18 protein-coding genes are annotated in these 16,218 nt (G+C 60.0%); 9 read left to right on the top strand and 9 right to left on the bottom strand.

Annotated features, from left to right (window positions below; all coding sequences use genetic code 11):
• Nucleotides 1-59: 59 nt before the first annotated feature.
• Nucleotides 60-380, bottom strand: coding sequence for a DNA-binding transcriptional regulator (locus tag B015_RS0129680; protein ID WP_026227817.1), 321 nt, complete (start codon nt 378-380; stop codon nt 60-62).
• A gap of 253 nt (nt 381-633) precedes the next feature.
• On the opposite strand from B015_RS0129680, the gene B015_RS0129675 reads away from it, so the two are divergent.
• The gene (locus B015_RS0129675; RefSeq protein WP_018431404.1) at nt 634-1,803 is read left to right on the top strand and encodes a site-specific integrase; all 1,170 of its coding nucleotides are present in this window, start codon (nt 634-636) and stop codon (nt 1,801-1,803) included.
• A gap of 233 nt (nt 1,804-2,036) precedes the next feature.
• Here the strand turns inward: B015_RS0129675 and B015_RS34195 are convergent, their stop codons facing one another.
• Both B015_RS34195 and B015_RS0129665 read right to left on the bottom strand, forming a co-directional pair.
• Nucleotides 2,037-2,285, bottom strand: coding sequence for a hypothetical protein (locus B015_RS34195; protein ID WP_018431403.1), 249 nt, complete (start codon nt 2,283-2,285; stop codon nt 2,037-2,039).
• A gap of 43 nt (nt 2,286-2,328) precedes the next feature.
• Entirely contained in the window at nt 2,329-2,778 is a 450-nt protein-coding gene (locus tag B015_RS0129665) for a MarR family transcriptional regulator (protein ID WP_040457492.1), read from the bottom strand.
• Nucleotides 2,779-2,929: 151 nt separating this feature from the next.
• Between B015_RS0129665 and B015_RS31990 the strand changes: the two genes are divergently transcribed.
• Nucleotides 2,930-3,874, top strand: coding sequence for a recombinase family protein (locus B015_RS31990; RefSeq protein ID WP_040457499.1), 945 nt, complete (start codon nt 2,930-2,932; stop codon nt 3,872-3,874).
• A 40-nt stretch (nt 3,875-3,914) separates the two neighbouring features.
• On the opposite strand, the gene repC (B015_RS0129650) is transcribed toward B015_RS31990, so the two are convergent.
• The 6 genes from repC (B015_RS0129650) to B015_RS0129620 all read right to left on the bottom strand — a co-directional run bounded on the left by repC (B015_RS0129650) (nt 3,915) and on the right by B015_RS0129620 (nt 10,912).
• Nucleotides 3,915-5,225 carry a plasmid replication protein RepC gene (repC, locus tag B015_RS0129650; protein WP_018431400.1) on the bottom strand — a complete coding sequence of 437 codons (1,311 nt, stop codon included), beginning with the start codon at nt 5,223-5,225 and terminating at the stop codon, nt 3,915-3,917.
• Between the two features lie 179 nt (nt 5,226-5,404).
• Nucleotides 5,405-6,421 carry a plasmid partitioning protein RepB gene (gene repB / locus B015_RS0129645; protein ID WP_198292932.1) on the bottom strand — a complete coding sequence of 339 codons (1,017 nt, stop codon included), beginning with the start codon at nt 6,419-6,421 and terminating at the stop codon, nt 5,405-5,407.
• Nucleotides 6,418-7,581 carry a plasmid partitioning protein RepA gene (repA, locus tag B015_RS0129640; protein ID WP_157632963.1) on the bottom strand — a complete coding sequence of 388 codons (1,164 nt, stop codon included), beginning with the start codon at nt 7,579-7,581 and terminating at the stop codon, nt 6,418-6,420. Before repA ends, repB begins: the two co-directional genes overlap by 4 nt.
• A 542-nt stretch (nt 7,582-8,123) precedes the next feature.
• On the bottom strand, nt 8,124-8,717 hold the full coding sequence (locus tag B015_RS0129630) for a hypothetical protein (protein ID WP_040457498.1): 594 nt from the start codon (nt 8,715-8,717) through the stop codon (nt 8,124-8,126).
• Nucleotides 8,717-10,249: a plasmid replication protein RepC gene (gene repC / locus B015_RS0129625; protein WP_018431395.1), complete on the bottom strand. Its 1,533-nt coding sequence runs from the start codon at nt 10,247-10,249 to the stop codon at nt 8,717-8,719. Before repC (B015_RS0129625) ends, B015_RS0129630 begins: the two co-directional genes overlap by 1 nt.
• A 375-nt stretch (nt 10,250-10,624) precedes the next feature.
• Nucleotides 10,625-10,912, bottom strand: coding sequence for a MarR family transcriptional regulator (locus tag B015_RS0129620; protein WP_245262446.1), 288 nt, complete (start codon nt 10,910-10,912; stop codon nt 10,625-10,627).
• Nucleotides 10,913-11,067: 155 nt separating this feature from the next.
• On the opposite strand from B015_RS0129620, the gene B015_RS31985 reads away from it, so the two are divergent.
• From B015_RS31985 to B015_RS0129585, 7 genes are read left to right on the top strand one after another with little or no spacing between them, the layout of a single operon-like run.
• Entirely contained in the window at nt 11,068-11,586 is a 519-nt protein-coding gene (locus tag B015_RS31985; protein WP_011578798.1) for a hypothetical protein, read from the top strand.
• 3 nt (nt 11,587-11,589) lie between these two features.
• Entirely contained in the window at nt 11,590-12,264 is a 675-nt protein-coding gene (locus B015_RS0129610; protein WP_018431393.1) for a lytic transglycosylase domain-containing protein, read from the top strand.
• A 7-nt stretch (nt 12,265-12,271) separates the two neighbouring features.
• Complete coding sequence (locus B015_RS0129605; RefSeq protein WP_011578796.1) at nt 12,272-12,571, top strand: TrbC/VirB2 family protein; 300 nt, start codon at nt 12,272-12,274, stop codon at nt 12,569-12,571.
• 3 nt (nt 12,572-12,574) lie between these two features.
• Complete coding sequence (locus tag B015_RS0129600; protein WP_011578795.1) at nt 12,575-12,913, top strand: type IV secretion system protein VirB3; 339 nt, start codon at nt 12,575-12,577, stop codon at nt 12,911-12,913.
• Nucleotides 12,906-15,287 carry a VirB4 family type IV secretion system protein gene (locus B015_RS0129595; RefSeq protein WP_011578794.1) on the top strand — a complete coding sequence of 794 codons (2,382 nt, stop codon included), beginning with the start codon at nt 12,906-12,908 and terminating at the stop codon, nt 15,285-15,287. Before B015_RS0129600 ends, B015_RS0129595 begins: the two co-directional genes overlap by 8 nt.
• The gene (virB5, locus tag B015_RS0129590) at nt 15,287-15,982 is read left to right on the top strand and encodes a P-type DNA transfer protein VirB5 (protein WP_011578793.1); all 696 of its coding nucleotides are present in this window, start codon (nt 15,287-15,289) and stop codon (nt 15,980-15,982) included. The genes B015_RS0129595 and virB5 overlap by 1 nt, the downstream gene beginning before the upstream one ends.
• The gene (locus B015_RS0129585) at nt 15,979-16,215 is read left to right on the top strand and encodes an EexN family lipoprotein (RefSeq protein ID WP_011578792.1); all 237 of its coding nucleotides are present in this window, start codon (nt 15,979-15,981) and stop codon (nt 16,213-16,215) included. The genes virB5 and B015_RS0129585 overlap by 4 nt, the downstream gene beginning before the upstream one ends.
• The last annotated feature ends 3 nt before the right edge of the window (nt 16,216-16,218 follow it).

Here is a 16,218-nt window from a genome sequence, read left to right as displayed (position 1 = left end):
ATTACGTCATCGACAAGGCAGCTCCGCCGAAGGCTCATGACCCGGAAGCTATCCAGCGCCTATTGCAGGATCTGCAACCCGTGCTTCCGGACAATGGCCAGCAGCTTCAGGGCCATGCCGCTCGGCCGCTTGGCGCCGGTTTCCCACTTCTGCACCGTCGATTCCGACGTGTTCAAATAGCGCGCGAACACCGGCTGGCTTACGTGGTGGCTCTCGCGCAGCGTCTTGATCTCATCGGGTTCGAGGTTCGGCGTCGTCAGACAGCTTTCGTCAAAACTGCGCATCGTCGCCTTGTCGATCGTTCCGACTTTGTACATTGCGTTGGCCGAGCTATGGATAGCCTCGAAGGCATCGCTCTTGAACCTCGGTTTAGTTGCCATAATGACCTCCAATTCTACGACGTTTACATGCCCGGTGTCGGGATCCGTGGACAGCTTCGCCGGTTGGCTGCAATCTGGTCTCACAAATTCCGACTCAGTTTTATCGCCAGTCTCAATAACCCCGATTCAGTCTCACAATGGCGTCACGGACAAACCATTGACAACAAACAATCCGGAGTCTCATGAAACCCGGCAATCCGACACGCGACCCTCCGGACCGTCCCACAGCACGGGCGCGCCGGATGATGTTTCCATGGCGCGGATGTCGGCCGCCACCGCGTCTCATAAAGGCGCGCCTGACGACCTGCCCGACATTGTCGACCTCCTCATGGAAATGGGCCGGGTTCGGGTTCCCGAGGATGCAGCGGCCGACGAGACGGGACCAGCTTCGCCCCCTCCCCTTCCGGTTGTCGCTGGCGGCGAACAACCGCATGTTCCCGGCCATCTCGAACACCTCGCCGATCGGGCGCGATCCTACATCGAGGCGGCAAGCTCGACCAATACGCGCCGGGCATACGCCTCGGACTGGAAGCATTTTGCCAGCTGGTGCCGGCGCCAGGGTGTGGAAACCTTGCCAGCGGACCCGCAAACCGTCGGCCTCTACATCACTGCCTGTGCCTCCGGGACGGTGACGGGCGACAAGAAGCCGAACTCCGTGTCGACGATCGAACGCCGGCTTTCCTCCCTCTCCTGGAACTATTCCCAACGCGGACTAACGCTGGACCGCAAGGATCGTCACGTTGCCACCGTCATGGCCGGCATTCGCAACAAGCACGCTGCCCCGCCGCGGCAGAAAGAAGCGGTGCTGCCCGAGGACCTCATCGCCATGCTGGAAACGCTCGACCGCGGCACCCTGCGCGGTCTGCGGGATCGTGCCATGCTGCTGCTCGGCTTCGCCGGCGGCCTGCGCCGCTCCGAGGTCGTTGGCCTCGACGTCGGTCGTGACCAGACCGAGGATTCTTCTGGCTGGGTGGAGATGCTGGACAAAGGCATCTTGCTGACGTTGCGGGGAAAGACCGGCTGGCGCGAGGTAGAAGTCGGCCGCGGCTCATCCGATGCAACGTGCCCCGTCGTGGCGCTTCAAACCTGGCTGAAGTTTGCGCGTATTCCCCACGGCCCCCTGTTCCGCCGTGTGACGGGTCAGGGCAAGGCTGTCGGATCGGAGCGTCTCAACGACCAGGAGGTCGCACGCCTCGTCAAGCGCACCGCGCTGGCGGCCGGCGTCCGCGGCGACCTGCCCGAGGGTCAGCGCGGCAAGCTGTTCGCCGGACACTCGCTTCGGTCTGGCCTCGCCTCCTCGGCCGAGGTCGATGAGCGCTATGTCCAGAAGCAGCTTGGCCACGCCAGCGCTGAGATGACGCGCAAATACCAACGCCGTCGTGACAGGTTCCGCGTCAACCTCACCAAGGCGTCGGGGCTCTGAAAAGCCCCTCTCCTGCCCCTGGTTCGACACGGAGTGCCGACGTGTTAGTCGGTCCGACATCGCGGACGGCGTCGAACTGGTCAGTTAGGAAAGTGCTCGACGTGGGTTTCGGCGGTCCGTCCAAAGTAGACCACCCGGCGACCGAGGAACGAGACGAGATACCCCGCGCATCCTGCTGCCTTCACCCGTTCACAGAAAGCCTTGTAGGAGTAGTCCGGCTCGTTCGCTTGGGCTCACCGCACTAGCTTCTCCACGCCAGCAGCGTCGAAGGTGGCGGCACTTGCGCCTGCTGACGACGGCATATCGAGCATCACGCTGTCACTGTCCGGCAGATAGTAGGTCTGAGTGTCTCGCCGATAGTCGACCATATAGCCCTCGAAGCCGGCGGCGATCAGTTTGCCGACGATTTCGGGGAAGCTCAGACTGCCATCATGGGCGGCGTCGAGACAGGTCTGGGCAATAGCAATCCGTCCCGCATCCATAGCGGTCTCCTTTCACGTGGATACGTCCTGGGGTCGTCGGCAGTTAGTCTACAGGCGTGCTGTCCAGCTTGCTTCTCTCGGCAAGAACCTTGAGAATCCGGTCGAGCGTTTGCTGGTCTTCTTCCGTCAAAACTCCAAAAAACTCGGTGTCGTTCTTGTCCGCGAGCGCGGCCAACATCGGAACCATCCCCCTCCCCTCCTCCGTCAAAGACAGAGTGTGCGTCCGCTTGTCCTCAGTGCTCTCCGTCCGCCCGATCAGCTTCTTCGCGAGCAGCCTGTCTGAAAGCTTGCTGATCGCGCCTCGGGTCATGCCCATATTCGCAGACAGATCCGAAGGTGCCATGGCGTCGACATCGTAGAGCGTGCGCAGAAATGCCCATTCCGCAACGGTCACGTCCTTGGTGGCGATCTTCCGGGCGAACTCGTGCGAGACGGCATTCGACACCATCCGCATCCAATAGCCGGTGTGAGCCACTAACTCCGATACCGACACGGCAACTACCCTCTAGTTGACTTGGAACTACCCGCATTTGGTTTCCTAGTCAACTGTGCGCCTAGAAGTCAAGAGTCGGAAACAACCGATCGTTTATCCGTATCTTCTATGTTTGGAAAACGGAACGACGGGCGGCTCGGAGGCGCTCCAAATGGCTTTTGAGACGCAAAAACAAGCTTCTCGTCGACCACAGGGCCGCCTGATCGGCTATGCGCGCGTGTCTACGGATGAACAAGCGACGGAAGCGCAGGAAATCGAACTGCGCGCCGCCGGCTGCGATGTGATCGTTCAGGAGCATGGCTCGGGGGTATCGCGGGTCCGGCCGGCTCTCAGCAAGCTGCTGCGCGACGTGAGCGCTGGCGACACCCTCCTTGTCGTCCGGATCGACCGGCTGGCGCGCTCCGTCAGCCATTTGCTCGAGGTAATCGAGGGCCTGACGGAAAGAGGGGTGCATTTTCGCTCCCTGCGAGATCCGATCGACACCACGACGCCGCAGGGCATGTTTTCTCTCCAAGTGCTCGGCGCCGTGGCGCAGCTGGAGCGCTCCTTGATTTCCGAACGCACGAGGGCCGGCATAAGGGCGGCGAAGGCGAGGGGAAAGCTCTCCGGCAATCCCGGAATCCGCGAACGCCGGCCGGAGACGCTCGCCATGATGACAGCCGCCCAGAAGGCAGCTTACGGCGCACGCATCCAGGCAACTGCCAACCAGTGGCTTCCGACTGTGAAGCGCATGCGACCGGACCATACTTGGGATGACATTGCACGTGTACTGAAGCAAAGAGGGCACGACTGGACCCCCGAGCGGCTTCGTCGTGCCGTGAGATGGCTGGTTACCGAGCACATGGCAGATCCCGCCCTGCTTCGGAAATCGCCGCCTCGCCTCCCGGAGGACCGGCTGATGACGCTGGTCACAGGTATCCACGCCTCGAACCCGGCTTTGACGCTCCGGGACATTGGTGCGCAGCTCGAGAAACTTCACGAGCGCACACCACGCGGCGGAGCAAAGTGGTCTCCATCGTCGGTGAAAAACCTGCTCGACCGCGCCCGGCGCTCTGGACTGCTGACGAGCGAGCTCCTTGACCTGCCTGGTCGGTGACGGCCATTGCCCTGATCGTGAGAAACACCAAACGAGCGCGTCATGGCAGCGGCTTTAACTTCTGCAGACTTTTCACGAGCGATTCCGAGACCTCAAGTCGCGGTGCTCCGCCGGCGTTGGCCTCGGCTTCTGACTGCCGCCGCTTGCTCTCATCCAGCTTGGCCCGGAGCAGCGCCATGATCATCGGCCAGGTGGAAAACTTCCCTTCCCTCGCCTTGTCTGTCAGGCTGCGCAGGTATCCGCCCGCGCTGTTGATCTGATCCGACCGCTGGTAAATCGCAGCCAATGCGATCGCGGCCTGAACCTCACCCATGACGCCTTGGGCATCCTGCCAGGCGCTCCGACTGATACCGAGCATCGTTCGCCCGAGTTCCGCGGCGGCAAGCAAGTCGCGCCAGTGGCGGATCTCGCCGGATTGAACGATTTCCAGCAGGTTAGGGCAGGCATCCAGCACAATACTCAACGGCAAATCACGCTTCGGCAAGCTCCGCACGTTGTCGGTTTCCGCAGCGTTGCCGCTCGCTTCATTCTTTTCTCGAAAGCCCTGTTCAGATTCAAATTTGGATTCGGGATTTGAATTCTGTATGTGGCGCTCAGAATGAGACTCATTGGCGTTCGAATTTTGTGTTTTTGTGAAGGATTCCAATACGTCACTGATCTCGGCGTGAAGTTCCGCGAGTTGCCCGCAGATGTCCTCGAAAAGTTGCCTTGGTGCGGTGCGCGGAAGCGTTGCGATGATCGTTTGATAGGCTTGAAGCACCCTGCCCCAATTACCTGGCACGCCCTCTTCGATCCCGGTGTCAATCATCTTGACGATATCGCGCCGCAGCAGCGTCAGACGCTCCCTGGCAACGCGAAACGCCTTTTTTTCCTTCTGCACAGTCTCAGCGAGATCACGAAACTCCTCGGCACGGGCGATGATCGGCGACAGGTCGAAGCCATAAGCCTGCTCCACTTCCCCTGCCCTGCTCCTGCGGGCGAAGCGCTTGCCGTTCGGACTGTCGCGCCGAATGATCAATCCGCATTCCACCAGCACAGCCAGATGGCGGCGAAGCGTTGCCGGCGAGATGCCATTGGCCCTGGCCATGAGCTGCTCGTTCGAGGGCCAGACGATGAGTTCCCCCTCGGCCGAGAGCTCCGTTTCCCGGTGGAATGAAAGCAGCGCGTTGAGGATCGCCAGAGAGCGATCGGTCGCTCCGAGCAGCTCGCGCGCTTCACGGATATGCTGGAAGACCAGCCACTTATTGGCGGCTGCCTCCTTGGGCATTGCCTTTGCGGTTGCCTGGCTGGCGATCTGGCCAAGCGTCAGCGCTCGCCGCCCAAAGGGCGTCGTTGAAATATGTGTCTGCATTGTCCTTTACCTATTGCTAGGCAAAAGAAATCTGCTCGCCGAAACGGCGCTATCCCAAAAGGGACTCTTGACTGCGATTCTCGGAAATGCGATTCTCTGTTTGCTTATGACTGAGAAGGGCTTCCGGACGCGGTTTCGGGGGCCTTTTTCTTTTGCGGCCTATACGTTTTACGTTCTGCTTAGTCGGTCTTCTCCTTTTCGCTTTCGAATTGTTGGTAAAGGTCGAGCAGGCGGGCTGCCACGAACTCCCCGAATTCCATTGAGCCCTCGATACCGACCACAACGGCAACCGATTTAGGCGTCCGTTCAACGGTCGCAATCTTTTGGCCGCTCGCCGCAGTCACAACCGATCTCTTGGAGGGGCCAGCTGTCTTCTTCGGGGCGAGAGCGTTGAAAACCCGTACAAAGCGCTGATCCGTGTCCGCCTCCAGAAACTTCGGATCGTTCACCGCAGCATCTATACGGCTTTGATTTTTCTGAGCGGCAAGCCGCTCGGCGAGAGCGTTCCACCGCGGCCGCCCTGCCTTCGGCGCCGGACCGATTGCGGTGATCACACTCCTGGGAATCGACTTGGTGAGCGAGAGAAGTCGCGATAGTTGCGTTTTCTCCATGCTCAAAGCCGACATAATCACGCTTCTGTCAAAACCTTGCTCCTCGAGCGTCAGCGCGAAGAGCCCACGCTCGATGTAGCTGAGATCCTTTCGGGCAGAGTTTTCCTGCCCCTGGATAACGACGAGTTCTTCGTTTGTGAGATTTTGAACCACGGCGCGGACCGGCCGACCGAGCTTTGCGAGAATCTTCGCTCGCCGGTGGCCATACGCGATCTGGTATGTGTCGGGGTTGTCTGGATGAGGCCGAACCAGGATGGGGCTTTTCTGCCCCGACTCCTTTATCGCCTGATAGAGCACCATAAAGTCCGCGCCCTCATCGTCTAGGCGATCTGGGGCGAACGAACCAGCGAGCTTATCAGCCGGTATTTCAACGACAGCGGCACCGGAAGCGACTAACGCTTTCGCGCGCTCTGCCGCAGATGCTATTTGGCCAAGCGACCTTCCCATCGCACCAACCGCGCCCGACTGGACATGCGGAACGGGATGCGGCGGCTGTGGCGTGAGTGGAGTTGGCTCCGAGTTGCCATGTGGCAACTCCTCCGATCGGCGTGTCAGCATCGCCTTGAGGGTGTCCTTCCGGCTCACGTCGCCCTCCCCCATGCCTGTTGCATCAACCGGTCGATTTCGTCATTCACGGAATCGAGAGACTCCATCGCCCGATCATAGGTTTGCTTGGCAAAGTTCTCTTTTCCAACTTCATAGAGGGTCTGCTTCGAAAGGCCCGCGTCGGAAATAGCGGTGGATTTGACCATCGTGCTATTCAACACTCGCTCTCGAAAAAGTGACCTCATGAATGCCACCATCTGAGTCTGCGGCGCATCCGCCGGCTCGAAGCGCGTCACTATGTAGCGTATGAAGTCGTACTCGAGATCACCGCCCGAACCCTGCACCACACGGAGTATGTCGGCTGCCATCAAGAGAAACTGGCACATCGACATTACATCCAGCATTTGCGGATGGACCGTGATGAGAAGTCCGGTCGCGGCGCAGAGGGCGCCAAGTGTGAGAAAACCCAACTGCGGAGGGCAATCAAGGATCATGACGTCGTAGTCATCAGCGACAGTGCCCAAAGCCGTAGCCACCCGTCCGAAAAAGGGCTCGGCATCGCGCTCCGCAAGAGCGCGCGGCGTGTCGTGCTCGTACTCCATGAGCTCGAGATTTCCGGGGATTATATCAAGCCCTGGAATGTAGGTCTTGCGAATGACTTCCCTGAGAGGGCGGCGTTCGTCATCATATCGCACGGCTGCGTACATCGTCTCGTTCGGCTGAATATCGTATTCGGGTTGATAGCCATGCAGCGCCGTGAACGAGGCTTGCGGATCAAGGTCGACCGCGAGTACCCGGTACCCTTGTAATGCGAGATATTGAGCAAGGTGCGCGGCCGTTGTCGTCTTCCCGGATCCGCCCTTAAAATTTACCACTGCCATTACCTGGCAGTGCTCTTCACCCTTTCGGTGCGGTACATACCGCTTTCCCTTTGAGCCCTCCTCAAGGACCGCTCGCAGTTCATTGATCTGGTCAAGGGTATACGACCGGCGACCGCCTGCGCCGATCGACGGCTGCGGGCCCTTTCCGCCAATCGAAAGTTGACGCAAATATGCATCAGCGATGCCAATGAGCTTCGCGGTCTCTACGGACGAAAAAGAGCGAAGCGTCTTCTTCGATACTGGTGGAAAGAGAGCCTCACGCATCGCCAGCAACTCGGCTGACAATGCGGCGCCATCGCCGGCAATGACGTCCGTCATCAGCGGCTTTGTTCCCTGAGCGAGGGTTTTTGTGCTACGAGCTTTTTCCATAACTACGGGGTCTGTTCCAACTACGCCGATTTTTCGTAGGTAGAATTGCCCCGAGTCGGGTAAATATGCAAGGAGTTTAAGGTTAATGGAAATTTACGTCTATGACATCGCCTGCCGTTGCCACATGGCAATTCGGATTGCGACCTGTCCTACGACCTGCTCACGCTAATCAGTGCGGAGCTAGAGGTTGGCACGGTCATTCGCTCGGTGCCGGACAATTCTTTCAACCGTCTTCCCGCTCGCGGCCTTCTCCGTCGCCTCAATTTCAAGCAGCCCGGCGGCGACTCCTTTGCTCTTGTCTGCCACCAGATGGACTGCAGCCCAGGCTAAGCTCCGACAAGCGTTCCATCGAGAAGCCCGGCGCACGATAGCTTAACCCGAGAGAAAACGCACCGGTCGGCTTCAACCTCCTTGACCAACGTGAAGGATGCAAATCACGCAGTTGCCACATGGCAACTCTGCCACTCACCATCCGCTCCGTCGGCTCGCGGTCATCGTTGCGGAGCCAAGGGATTGTAGGTGCCATAGGCGCGACGCCAGTCGGCAGGTTTCATGAATTCGCTTGACCAAATACCCACACCTGCGGCCTTCGCCCTCGCTTCCAACTCCGGGTAGCCCGCAGGTGGCTGCTCGCCTTGTGGCACCGCCACGACGTACATCCCCTCCTCCAGGCCCAAAGCTGCTATATCCAATCCATTGACGTAGCACTGGGCATGGTACCCTCCTCCTCGAATAACACGGGTTGGCCGGCACTCGACATCCTTGGCCAATGTCCGGGATGCGAGCCACGCGGTTCCCACTGCGCCACATGGCCAGTCCACATTTCCAAGGCGCGCTTTCTGCCGGAGCTCGCAGGAATCGACCGCTTCCAGGCGGATTCGGGTTGCCATGCGATACCGCCCACCGTCCTGAATTAAGTCGAATGTGACGCCGTCGTAGATTTGCACTTTGCCTGTAAGCGTCTCCGGCAGCCCATGCGCAACACCCACACCGGCGGCTAACAAGCGCAAAGCAAAGCCAATGGCATAGATCGCCGGGGGAGAGCGGCGGGCTCGGCTCTCCACGTATCTCGTCGGCGCCTTCATCAGCGCCTCCGCCACTTCTTGCAGAATCCGATAAATGCCTTCTCGATGCTCGGTTGGGCGAGATCGATATTTCCCTTGCGGCACCAGGACCGGAAGGCATCCGCCACGCTCTCGACATCAGGCGTCGGTTTAGGCGCATGCTCACGCACCAAGTCCGCCCAGCCGGACCAGTTGATGCGTTCCAAAGGAAAGCCGCGATAGGGAGCTACAGGACCCGAGGAATGATTTGGAACGCCGCCGCCCCTGGCGCCGGCAAGCGCAAACAAAGACCTGCTAATTCGTAACTGCCCGCTTCTGCCTCGCTGAATGAGTCTCCGGAGGTACGCGCCGGGGTTGGCGACCTGACCATCGTCTGCACGCTGCACAGTGACAGCAAGCGCGGCGATCGCCGCGTCCGGTCCGAGATAGTTTTCCGCCTCGGTCCATACCTGGGCATTGATTGTCGCGGCGGCGCACAGCCGGCGGCCTGATGACCGCAGCGCTGTCCAACTGTCGAAGACCTCGGGGACGTGCTTTTGAAGGGCAGGGCAGGCGGCTCGCACCAGTCCGAGCGATACATTGCCGATGTCGTCAACCGGGCTCAGCGCCGGCCTGCCATCCGTTCCAGCGGCCGCTAGCGCATCTGCCAGTCTTCTTCCGGAAGTCAGTGGGGTGGGGCGGGGTGGGGCGCCTGAAATAAGTCTGTCCGTTACGGCGGGGGGGGGGGTTTTACTTTCTTCTACACAGGGAAGATCCGCTGTAGTTTGTACCTGACGAAAACTCGTCACCGCGGTGTCTAAATTTGAGCGTTGCGACGCGCTTCGGTACGCCTCTTCAACCTGCTCACGGAGAACGGTCAACTCTTCGATCAACTCGCGGAATTGGCCCAGGTCACCCGGCACGCATTCCCGCAGCCTATCCAGCCTCGCGTGGAAGTGTTGCCAGTTGCCCACGAGCCCATCGCGTTCCGCCGCCACCAGGACAGCCTCGATCTCTCTGCGGATCTGTGTACGCTGATAGGAGAGCGTCCTGCGCTCGCGTCCTTCCTGCTCATAGGCAAGGGCGATCTCGAGAAGTTCGTCATAACGCATGATGATCGGCGATAGGTCGATCCCAAACGCCTCCACGATCTTGCCTTGGTCGTCCCGAACACCACGACGCTGGTAGGTGGGGTGCGATGCATGCGCGATAAGTCCTGCCGCGGCCAGCCCGCGCAGATGATGTCGGGCCGTAGAGATGGATAAGCCGAGTTGCCGCGCGAGGGCCTCGTTAGAGGGCCAGACGATCGGGCTGGCGTCCTTGCAGGTCCAGTCGGCCGCGGGCGAATAGCCGAACAGTTTGTCTATCATCGCAATCTTCGCCGCCTTCAGTCCCAACGCGGCGGCCGCGCGCTTAGCCAACTGCAATGCCTCAATCCGCTTTACGGCCAGTGTCCGATCGCCAGCATAGTCCCGAGCTGCCCGGTGCGCGGCCAGGCCGGCGGGCGTGATCCGACGAACACCGGCCACTGGGTTCAATCCTTCGGCCGATGCAAATTCTTCAGTAGTGCTCATTNCGGTACCTCCCGAAACGGCAAGCAGGATCGTTCGCCGAAGTGGCGTTTTGCCTTGACACAAATTTGGGCTTTTGCGACTATTCGTCCCGTCACAGGTTGCGGTTCTCGCCAAAGAGCCCCAGCAAAGAATTTCGATCTTCAGTGAACCGGCCTTGGAAGCGTCAACTTCCGGGGCCGTTCCTTTTTTGCCGTATAGCTTCTCCATCACACGGTTTGTCTACGCGAAACGAATCAGTCTGCGCGTGAGAGCAGGTGAGTCGTTGCGCGAAGTATGCTAGCGCGCTTATGCGCAAGCAATACTGTGCGTTTTCATCATGTAATGGAAGTCTTTTTAAGACGACTTTTCAAACGACTGAGGATCACGTAGCGCGGTTTAGGAGCCGTAAACGCCCTGAAGCCTCTCGAAGATTTCCGGCGCGATCTCGTACTGCCGGGCCTTGCCACGCCCGATTGACGTGCGCCCCCAGGACTCTTTCAAAAGCCCTCGCACGACCAGCGGATCAATGGCTTCCTGCGCTGCTTTCCTTGTCATTCCAGTGACTTCCGTCACGTTCGTTATGGTCAGCGCCGTATCTGCCTTTTGCAGCGTGTACAGGAGATTCATCATGCCGAGCTGGCGCAGACGCGAATTCGGCGTCTCGTCGGGCAGGGGCTTTGACATGATCTCGTGCGTAGCCAAGGTCGCAAAAACCGTGTTGTGCCAGCGTTGGTTTAATGGGCTTGGCATCTTCTTATCTATTCGTTAACGTGCAGTATGACAAGGTGGTGAAGCCTCACGGACGGCGAGCCAGTGGAGAGACAAACGGGAGTTTGGGCATGAAAAATGCGGTCATTCGGGCACTTTCTGCCTTTTTACTCTGCGTTCCATTGTACACGTTTTCGTCTTCCATTGCGCGGGCAGATGATTGGGGTTGCCAGGTTCTCCTATGCCTTTCGAATCCCGGTGGCGCAACGCAGTACGCCGAGTGCCGCCCCCCGATTGAGCGGTTGTGGTCGCATCTGGCGAAGGGCCGTTCCTTCCCGATTTGCAGCGGTGTCGGCTTCACAGCGACGAAGCCCCGTTACGAGCCGTACTATTGCGATGCCGGGTTCCGTCTCGTCACGCGTTCGGGGGATCGTCGGAATGAAGTCGGTTGCGTCTCCACCGAACCCAAAGTCGTTAGCAGCGCCATGTGCAGTTATCGTGACAATGGGGGCGCCTCGGGACGCTGGCATTTCGAGGACGGCAAGCGGGTTTGCAAGGCACTGGTCACCCAACATCCTTATGTGCGCGAGCAGCCGAGGTACGTCGACGTTACCATCGATGGCGCCGGCCGCCAGCGCGTGTGGTTCTAAACTATGCCGGTTGCCTTCCTCGATCTCGCTCAAAACTGCGCGCCGCAGATCGCCACGGAAACAATCGCGGCTGTCGTGAGCGTCGAGAGCGGCTTCCAACCCTTTGCCGTCCGCATCAACACAGATCGTCCGCTCGCCGAGCAGCCCAAAACCAGAGCCGAGGCAATCGAAACCGCGACAACCCTGATTGCCGAGGGCCACGATATTGACCTCGGACTTGCCGGGATCAATTCCGGCAATCTCGGCCGGCTCGGCCTTTCCGTCAGCGATACCTTCGACTTCTGCCTCAACATCAAGGCCAGCGCGTCGCTCCTTGAGCATTACTACCAAATAGCGCTCCAAGGCGGCGCGACGACGGCGCAGGCCGAAGCCGTCATGCTGCGAAGCTATTTCGGCAATGGCGACCCCTCAGTCGGCGAAATGGTGCGCTACGACAAAAAAGTGCTGGCCGAGCGCGCGCGACTGTCCAACCAACTCGACAGTATCGAGATTGTCGAAGCGAAGGCGCAGGCGTTGCCCGCACGCGAGAGGGCAGGGGAGTCGTCTGCCGCGACGGCCGAAGGCGATCAGGCCGAGAAGAGCCAGCAGAGGTCGCAGGCTTCAGTGCCGCGATGGGACGTCTATAACGCGGGGCGGCAATCCTCCGTCCTCGTCTTTTCCAACGAGCAAAAGGAGTGATGAGCCCATGAACCTATCGGCTCGCATAAGGCCATTCGCGGCGACCGCGACGATGGCGGCGGTATTTTCCCTGTCCTTGGTCGAGCCGAGCTTCGCCCAGGCGGGCGGCATCGAAAGTGTGCTGCAGAATATCGTCAACATGCTCACCGGCAATGTCGCCAGACTGCTGGCCATCATCGCCGTGATCATTGTCGGGATCGCATGGATGTTCGGCTACCTCGATCTTCGCAAGGCGGCGTTTGTCGTGCTTGGCATCGGAATCATCTTCGGTGCGACCGAGATCGTCAACATGATCTCAGGAGGCTAGTGCGTGACCGAACGGATTGCCCTTGAGGAAGACACGCTGTTTCTCGCCTGCACCAGGCCGGCGATGATTGGCGGCGTGACGATGGAGGCGATGGGGATCAACATGATCTTCACGACGATCCTCTTCATAGTCGCGGGATCCGTGGCCTACGCGCTCGTGGGCCTGGTGTTCCACGTCATCTTCAAGGCCATCGTCAAGCACGACCACAATATGTTCCGCGTGCTGCTCGGTTGGATCGAGACGCGGGGCAGAACCCGCAACAGCGGGTTCTGGGGCGGATCGAGTCTCACTCCGATGAAGCTCGTTCGGCGCTATGACGAAAGGGATCTCGGCCTTGCCTAGTACCGCGACCGTCAGGAGCCGTGAGCTCGAACCCGAGACCTTCATCCCCTACGTCCGCCACATCGATGAACGGGTGATCGCGCTTGACTCCCGTGCCCTGATGGTGGTCATCGCGCTCGAAGGCGTGTCGTTCGAGACGGCCGACACGCTGGACCTCAATGCGCTGCACCGGGACCTCAACACGCTCTACCGCAACATCGCGGATGAGCGGCTGGCGCTGTGGACGCATGTCGTTCGGCGACGCGACAACGAGTATCCTGACGGCGAATTCGCGAACGCCTTCTCGCGCACGCTGAACGACAAGTACCGCAACCGCATGATCGGCGAGGACTTGTTCCGCAACGATCTGTATCTCAGCCTCGTATGGCACCCGGGCAAGGATGCAGCCGAGCGGGTGGCAGCGTTCCTGTCGAGATTGCGCAAGGCGCGGCGACGCGGGGTGGAGCTTGATGTGGATGCCCTCAAGCGTCTCGACGACACCATCGTCGACGTTACAGCCGGCCTGAAGCGTTTCGGCCCGCGCGTTCTCACCCTTCAAGAGCGCGACGGCCTTGTCTTCTCGGAGCCGAGCGAAGTGCTGCACCAACTGGTGGGCGGCCGCCGTGAAGCCGTGCCGCTGACCGAGGGCCGCGTTTCATCGGCAATTTATTCCGACCGCGTCATTGTCGGACGCGAGACGGTCGAGATCCGTCACGAAGGATCGAGCCGTTATGCAGGCATGTTCGGTTTCAAGGAATATCCGGCCCGCACGCGGCCCGGCATGTTCGATGGCTTGTTGACCGTCCCCTATGAACTGATCCTGACCCAGAGCTTCTCATTCCTGTCGAAGTCAGATGCGAAGACGGTGATGGGACGCAAGCAGAACCAGATGGTCAGCGCCGGCGACAAGGCCGGGTCGCAGCTCGAGGAGCTCGATGATGCGCTGGACGATTTGGAATCCAACCGCTTCGTGCTGGGTAACCATCACTTGACGCTTACGGTCTTCGCCGGAACGGTGAGGGAATTAACGGACAATCTGGCGAAGAGCCGAACCCATCTGACCAACGGCGGCGCGGTCGTTGCGCGCGAGGATCTCGGGCTGGAAGCGGCCTGGTGGGCGCAGCTTCCCGGCAACTTCCGCTATCGCGTCCGCTCCGGCGCGATCACCTCGAAGAATTTCGCGGCCTTTTCGCCGTTTCATTCCTATCCGGTCGGTCAGCGCGACGGCAACGAATGGGGACCTGCCGTTGCCATGCTGAAGACGGCGTCGGGATCTCCGCTCTATTTCAATCTTCACTATGGCGATCTCGGCAACACCTTCATCGGCGGACCTTCCGGCTCTGGCAAGACGGTGCTGCTCAACTTCATCCTGTCGCAGGGCGAGAAGTTTGATGCCAATATTGTGTTTTTCGACAAGGACCGCGGCGCCGATCTTTTCGTGCGCGCCGCCGGCGGCACATACCTGCCGCTAAAAAATGGCCGGCCGACCGGCTGTGCCCCGCTGAAGGGCATGGAACTGACGCCGGAGAACAAAGTGTTTCTGGCGCAATGGGTGACCAAGCTTGTCGGCTCGAAAACGCGAGAACTCTCCGTCGCGGAAACCCGCGACATCGCCAATGCCATCGATGGGCTCGCCGATCTGCCGGTAGAGCGGCGCACGATCGGCGCGCTGCGCACCTTTCTCAACAACACCGATCCCGAAGGCATCGCATCTCGATTGCGCCGCTGGGAGAGGGGAGGGCCGCTCGGTTGGGTATTCGATAACGTCATTGAGGACATTGGCCTTGGAGACTTCGGTGTTGGCGGCAAGTTCGTCGGCTATGACATGACCGACTTCCTCGACAATGAGGAAATCCGCACGCCGCTGATGGCCTATCTCTTCCACCGGGTCGAGCAGCTGATCGACGGCCGCCGCATCATCATCGTGATCGATGAGTTCTGGAAGGCGCTTGCCGACGAAGGCTTTCGCGATCTCGCCCAGAACAAGCTCAAGACCATCCGCAAACAGAATGGGCTCATGCTGTTCGCCACGCAAAGCCCGCGCGATGCGATCAACTCTCCGATTGCGCACACCATCATCGAGCAGTGCCCCACCCAGGTCTTCATGCCCAACTCGCGTGGCAGTCGAGCCGACTACGTCGACGGCTTCAAGCTCACCGAGCGGGAATATGAGCTGATCGCACGGGAGCTCTCCAACGAGAGCCGCCGCTTCATCGTCAAGCAGGGTCATAACAGCGTCGTCGCCGAGCTCAATCTCGGCGGCTTCGACGACGAACTCGCCGTGCTCTCCGGTCGCACCGCCAACGTCGAACTTGCCGATACGATCCGGGCGGAGACCGGCGACGATCCGGAAGCATGGCTTCCTCTCTTCCAGCAGCAAAGGAGTGCAGGCTGATGCGTATGCGCAAATCGATGATGGCTGCCGCCATCCTTGTCCTGTCGGCCAGCGGCGCCGGCGCGCAAGGGATTCCCGTGATCGACCAGACGGCGATCCTGAAGCACATTGAGAGCATCACCCAGCTCAAGTCGCAGCTTGACGCGCTCAATCAGCAAATCACCCAAGCCGAGCAATTGTTCGGATCGCTGAACAAGCTGACGAACATGGCCGATGTTGTTTCCCTCCTGAACCAGCCGGAAATCCGCAAAGCCTTACCGCAAGACTTTGCGGCGATCGAAAGCCTGCTCAGCGGCAACGGCTCGGGTGCGTTCGGCGATGCCGCCTCGAAATTCCTCGGCGAGAACTCGACCTACCAGACCTCGGCCAACGATTTCTACGCCCAGGAACTGGCGCGCGTTCAGAACCGCAATGCCGGCCAAATGAGCCTTGGCCAGCAGATTTACGATGCCGCCACCAAGCGCATCGATGGGATCGATCAGTTGCGCCAGCAGATATCGTCGGCAAGCGATGCCAAGGACATCGCCGATCTCCAGGCGCGCATTCAGGCCGAAAGTGCCTTCCTGCAGACCGATCTCCTTAGGATGCAGGGGCTGCAGATGGTCCAGCAGGCGCAGGCCCAGGTCGAGGATCAGCGCAAGGCGGAAGACTGGCGCAAGCGCATCGACACGATGAACACGGCGCTGTCGCAATGAAGCATGTCGCGGCTCTCGTCATGATGGCATTGCTGGCGGCGTGTTCGGAACCGCCTCCGGCTACGGTCATCACCGTCAGCGAATTTCTCGCCGACGAGAGCCTGCGCGCTGATCATATCGGAAAGTGCCGCGAGAACCCCGGTGAACTCGGGGAGACGCCCAATTGCCGCAATGCCGAAGAGGCGGAAGGCAAGGCCCGGCTCGAGCGCATGAACAGGGCGCTGGGGGGATAGCGC

It is taken from the genome of Hoeflea sp. 108, from assembly GCF_000372965.1.
Taxonomy (GTDB): domain Bacteria; phylum Pseudomonadota; class Alphaproteobacteria; order Rhizobiales; family Rhizobiaceae; genus Aminobacter.
Note: the sequence above shows the minus strand (reverse complement) of the source record. Positions and strands in the feature narration are given on the sequence as shown.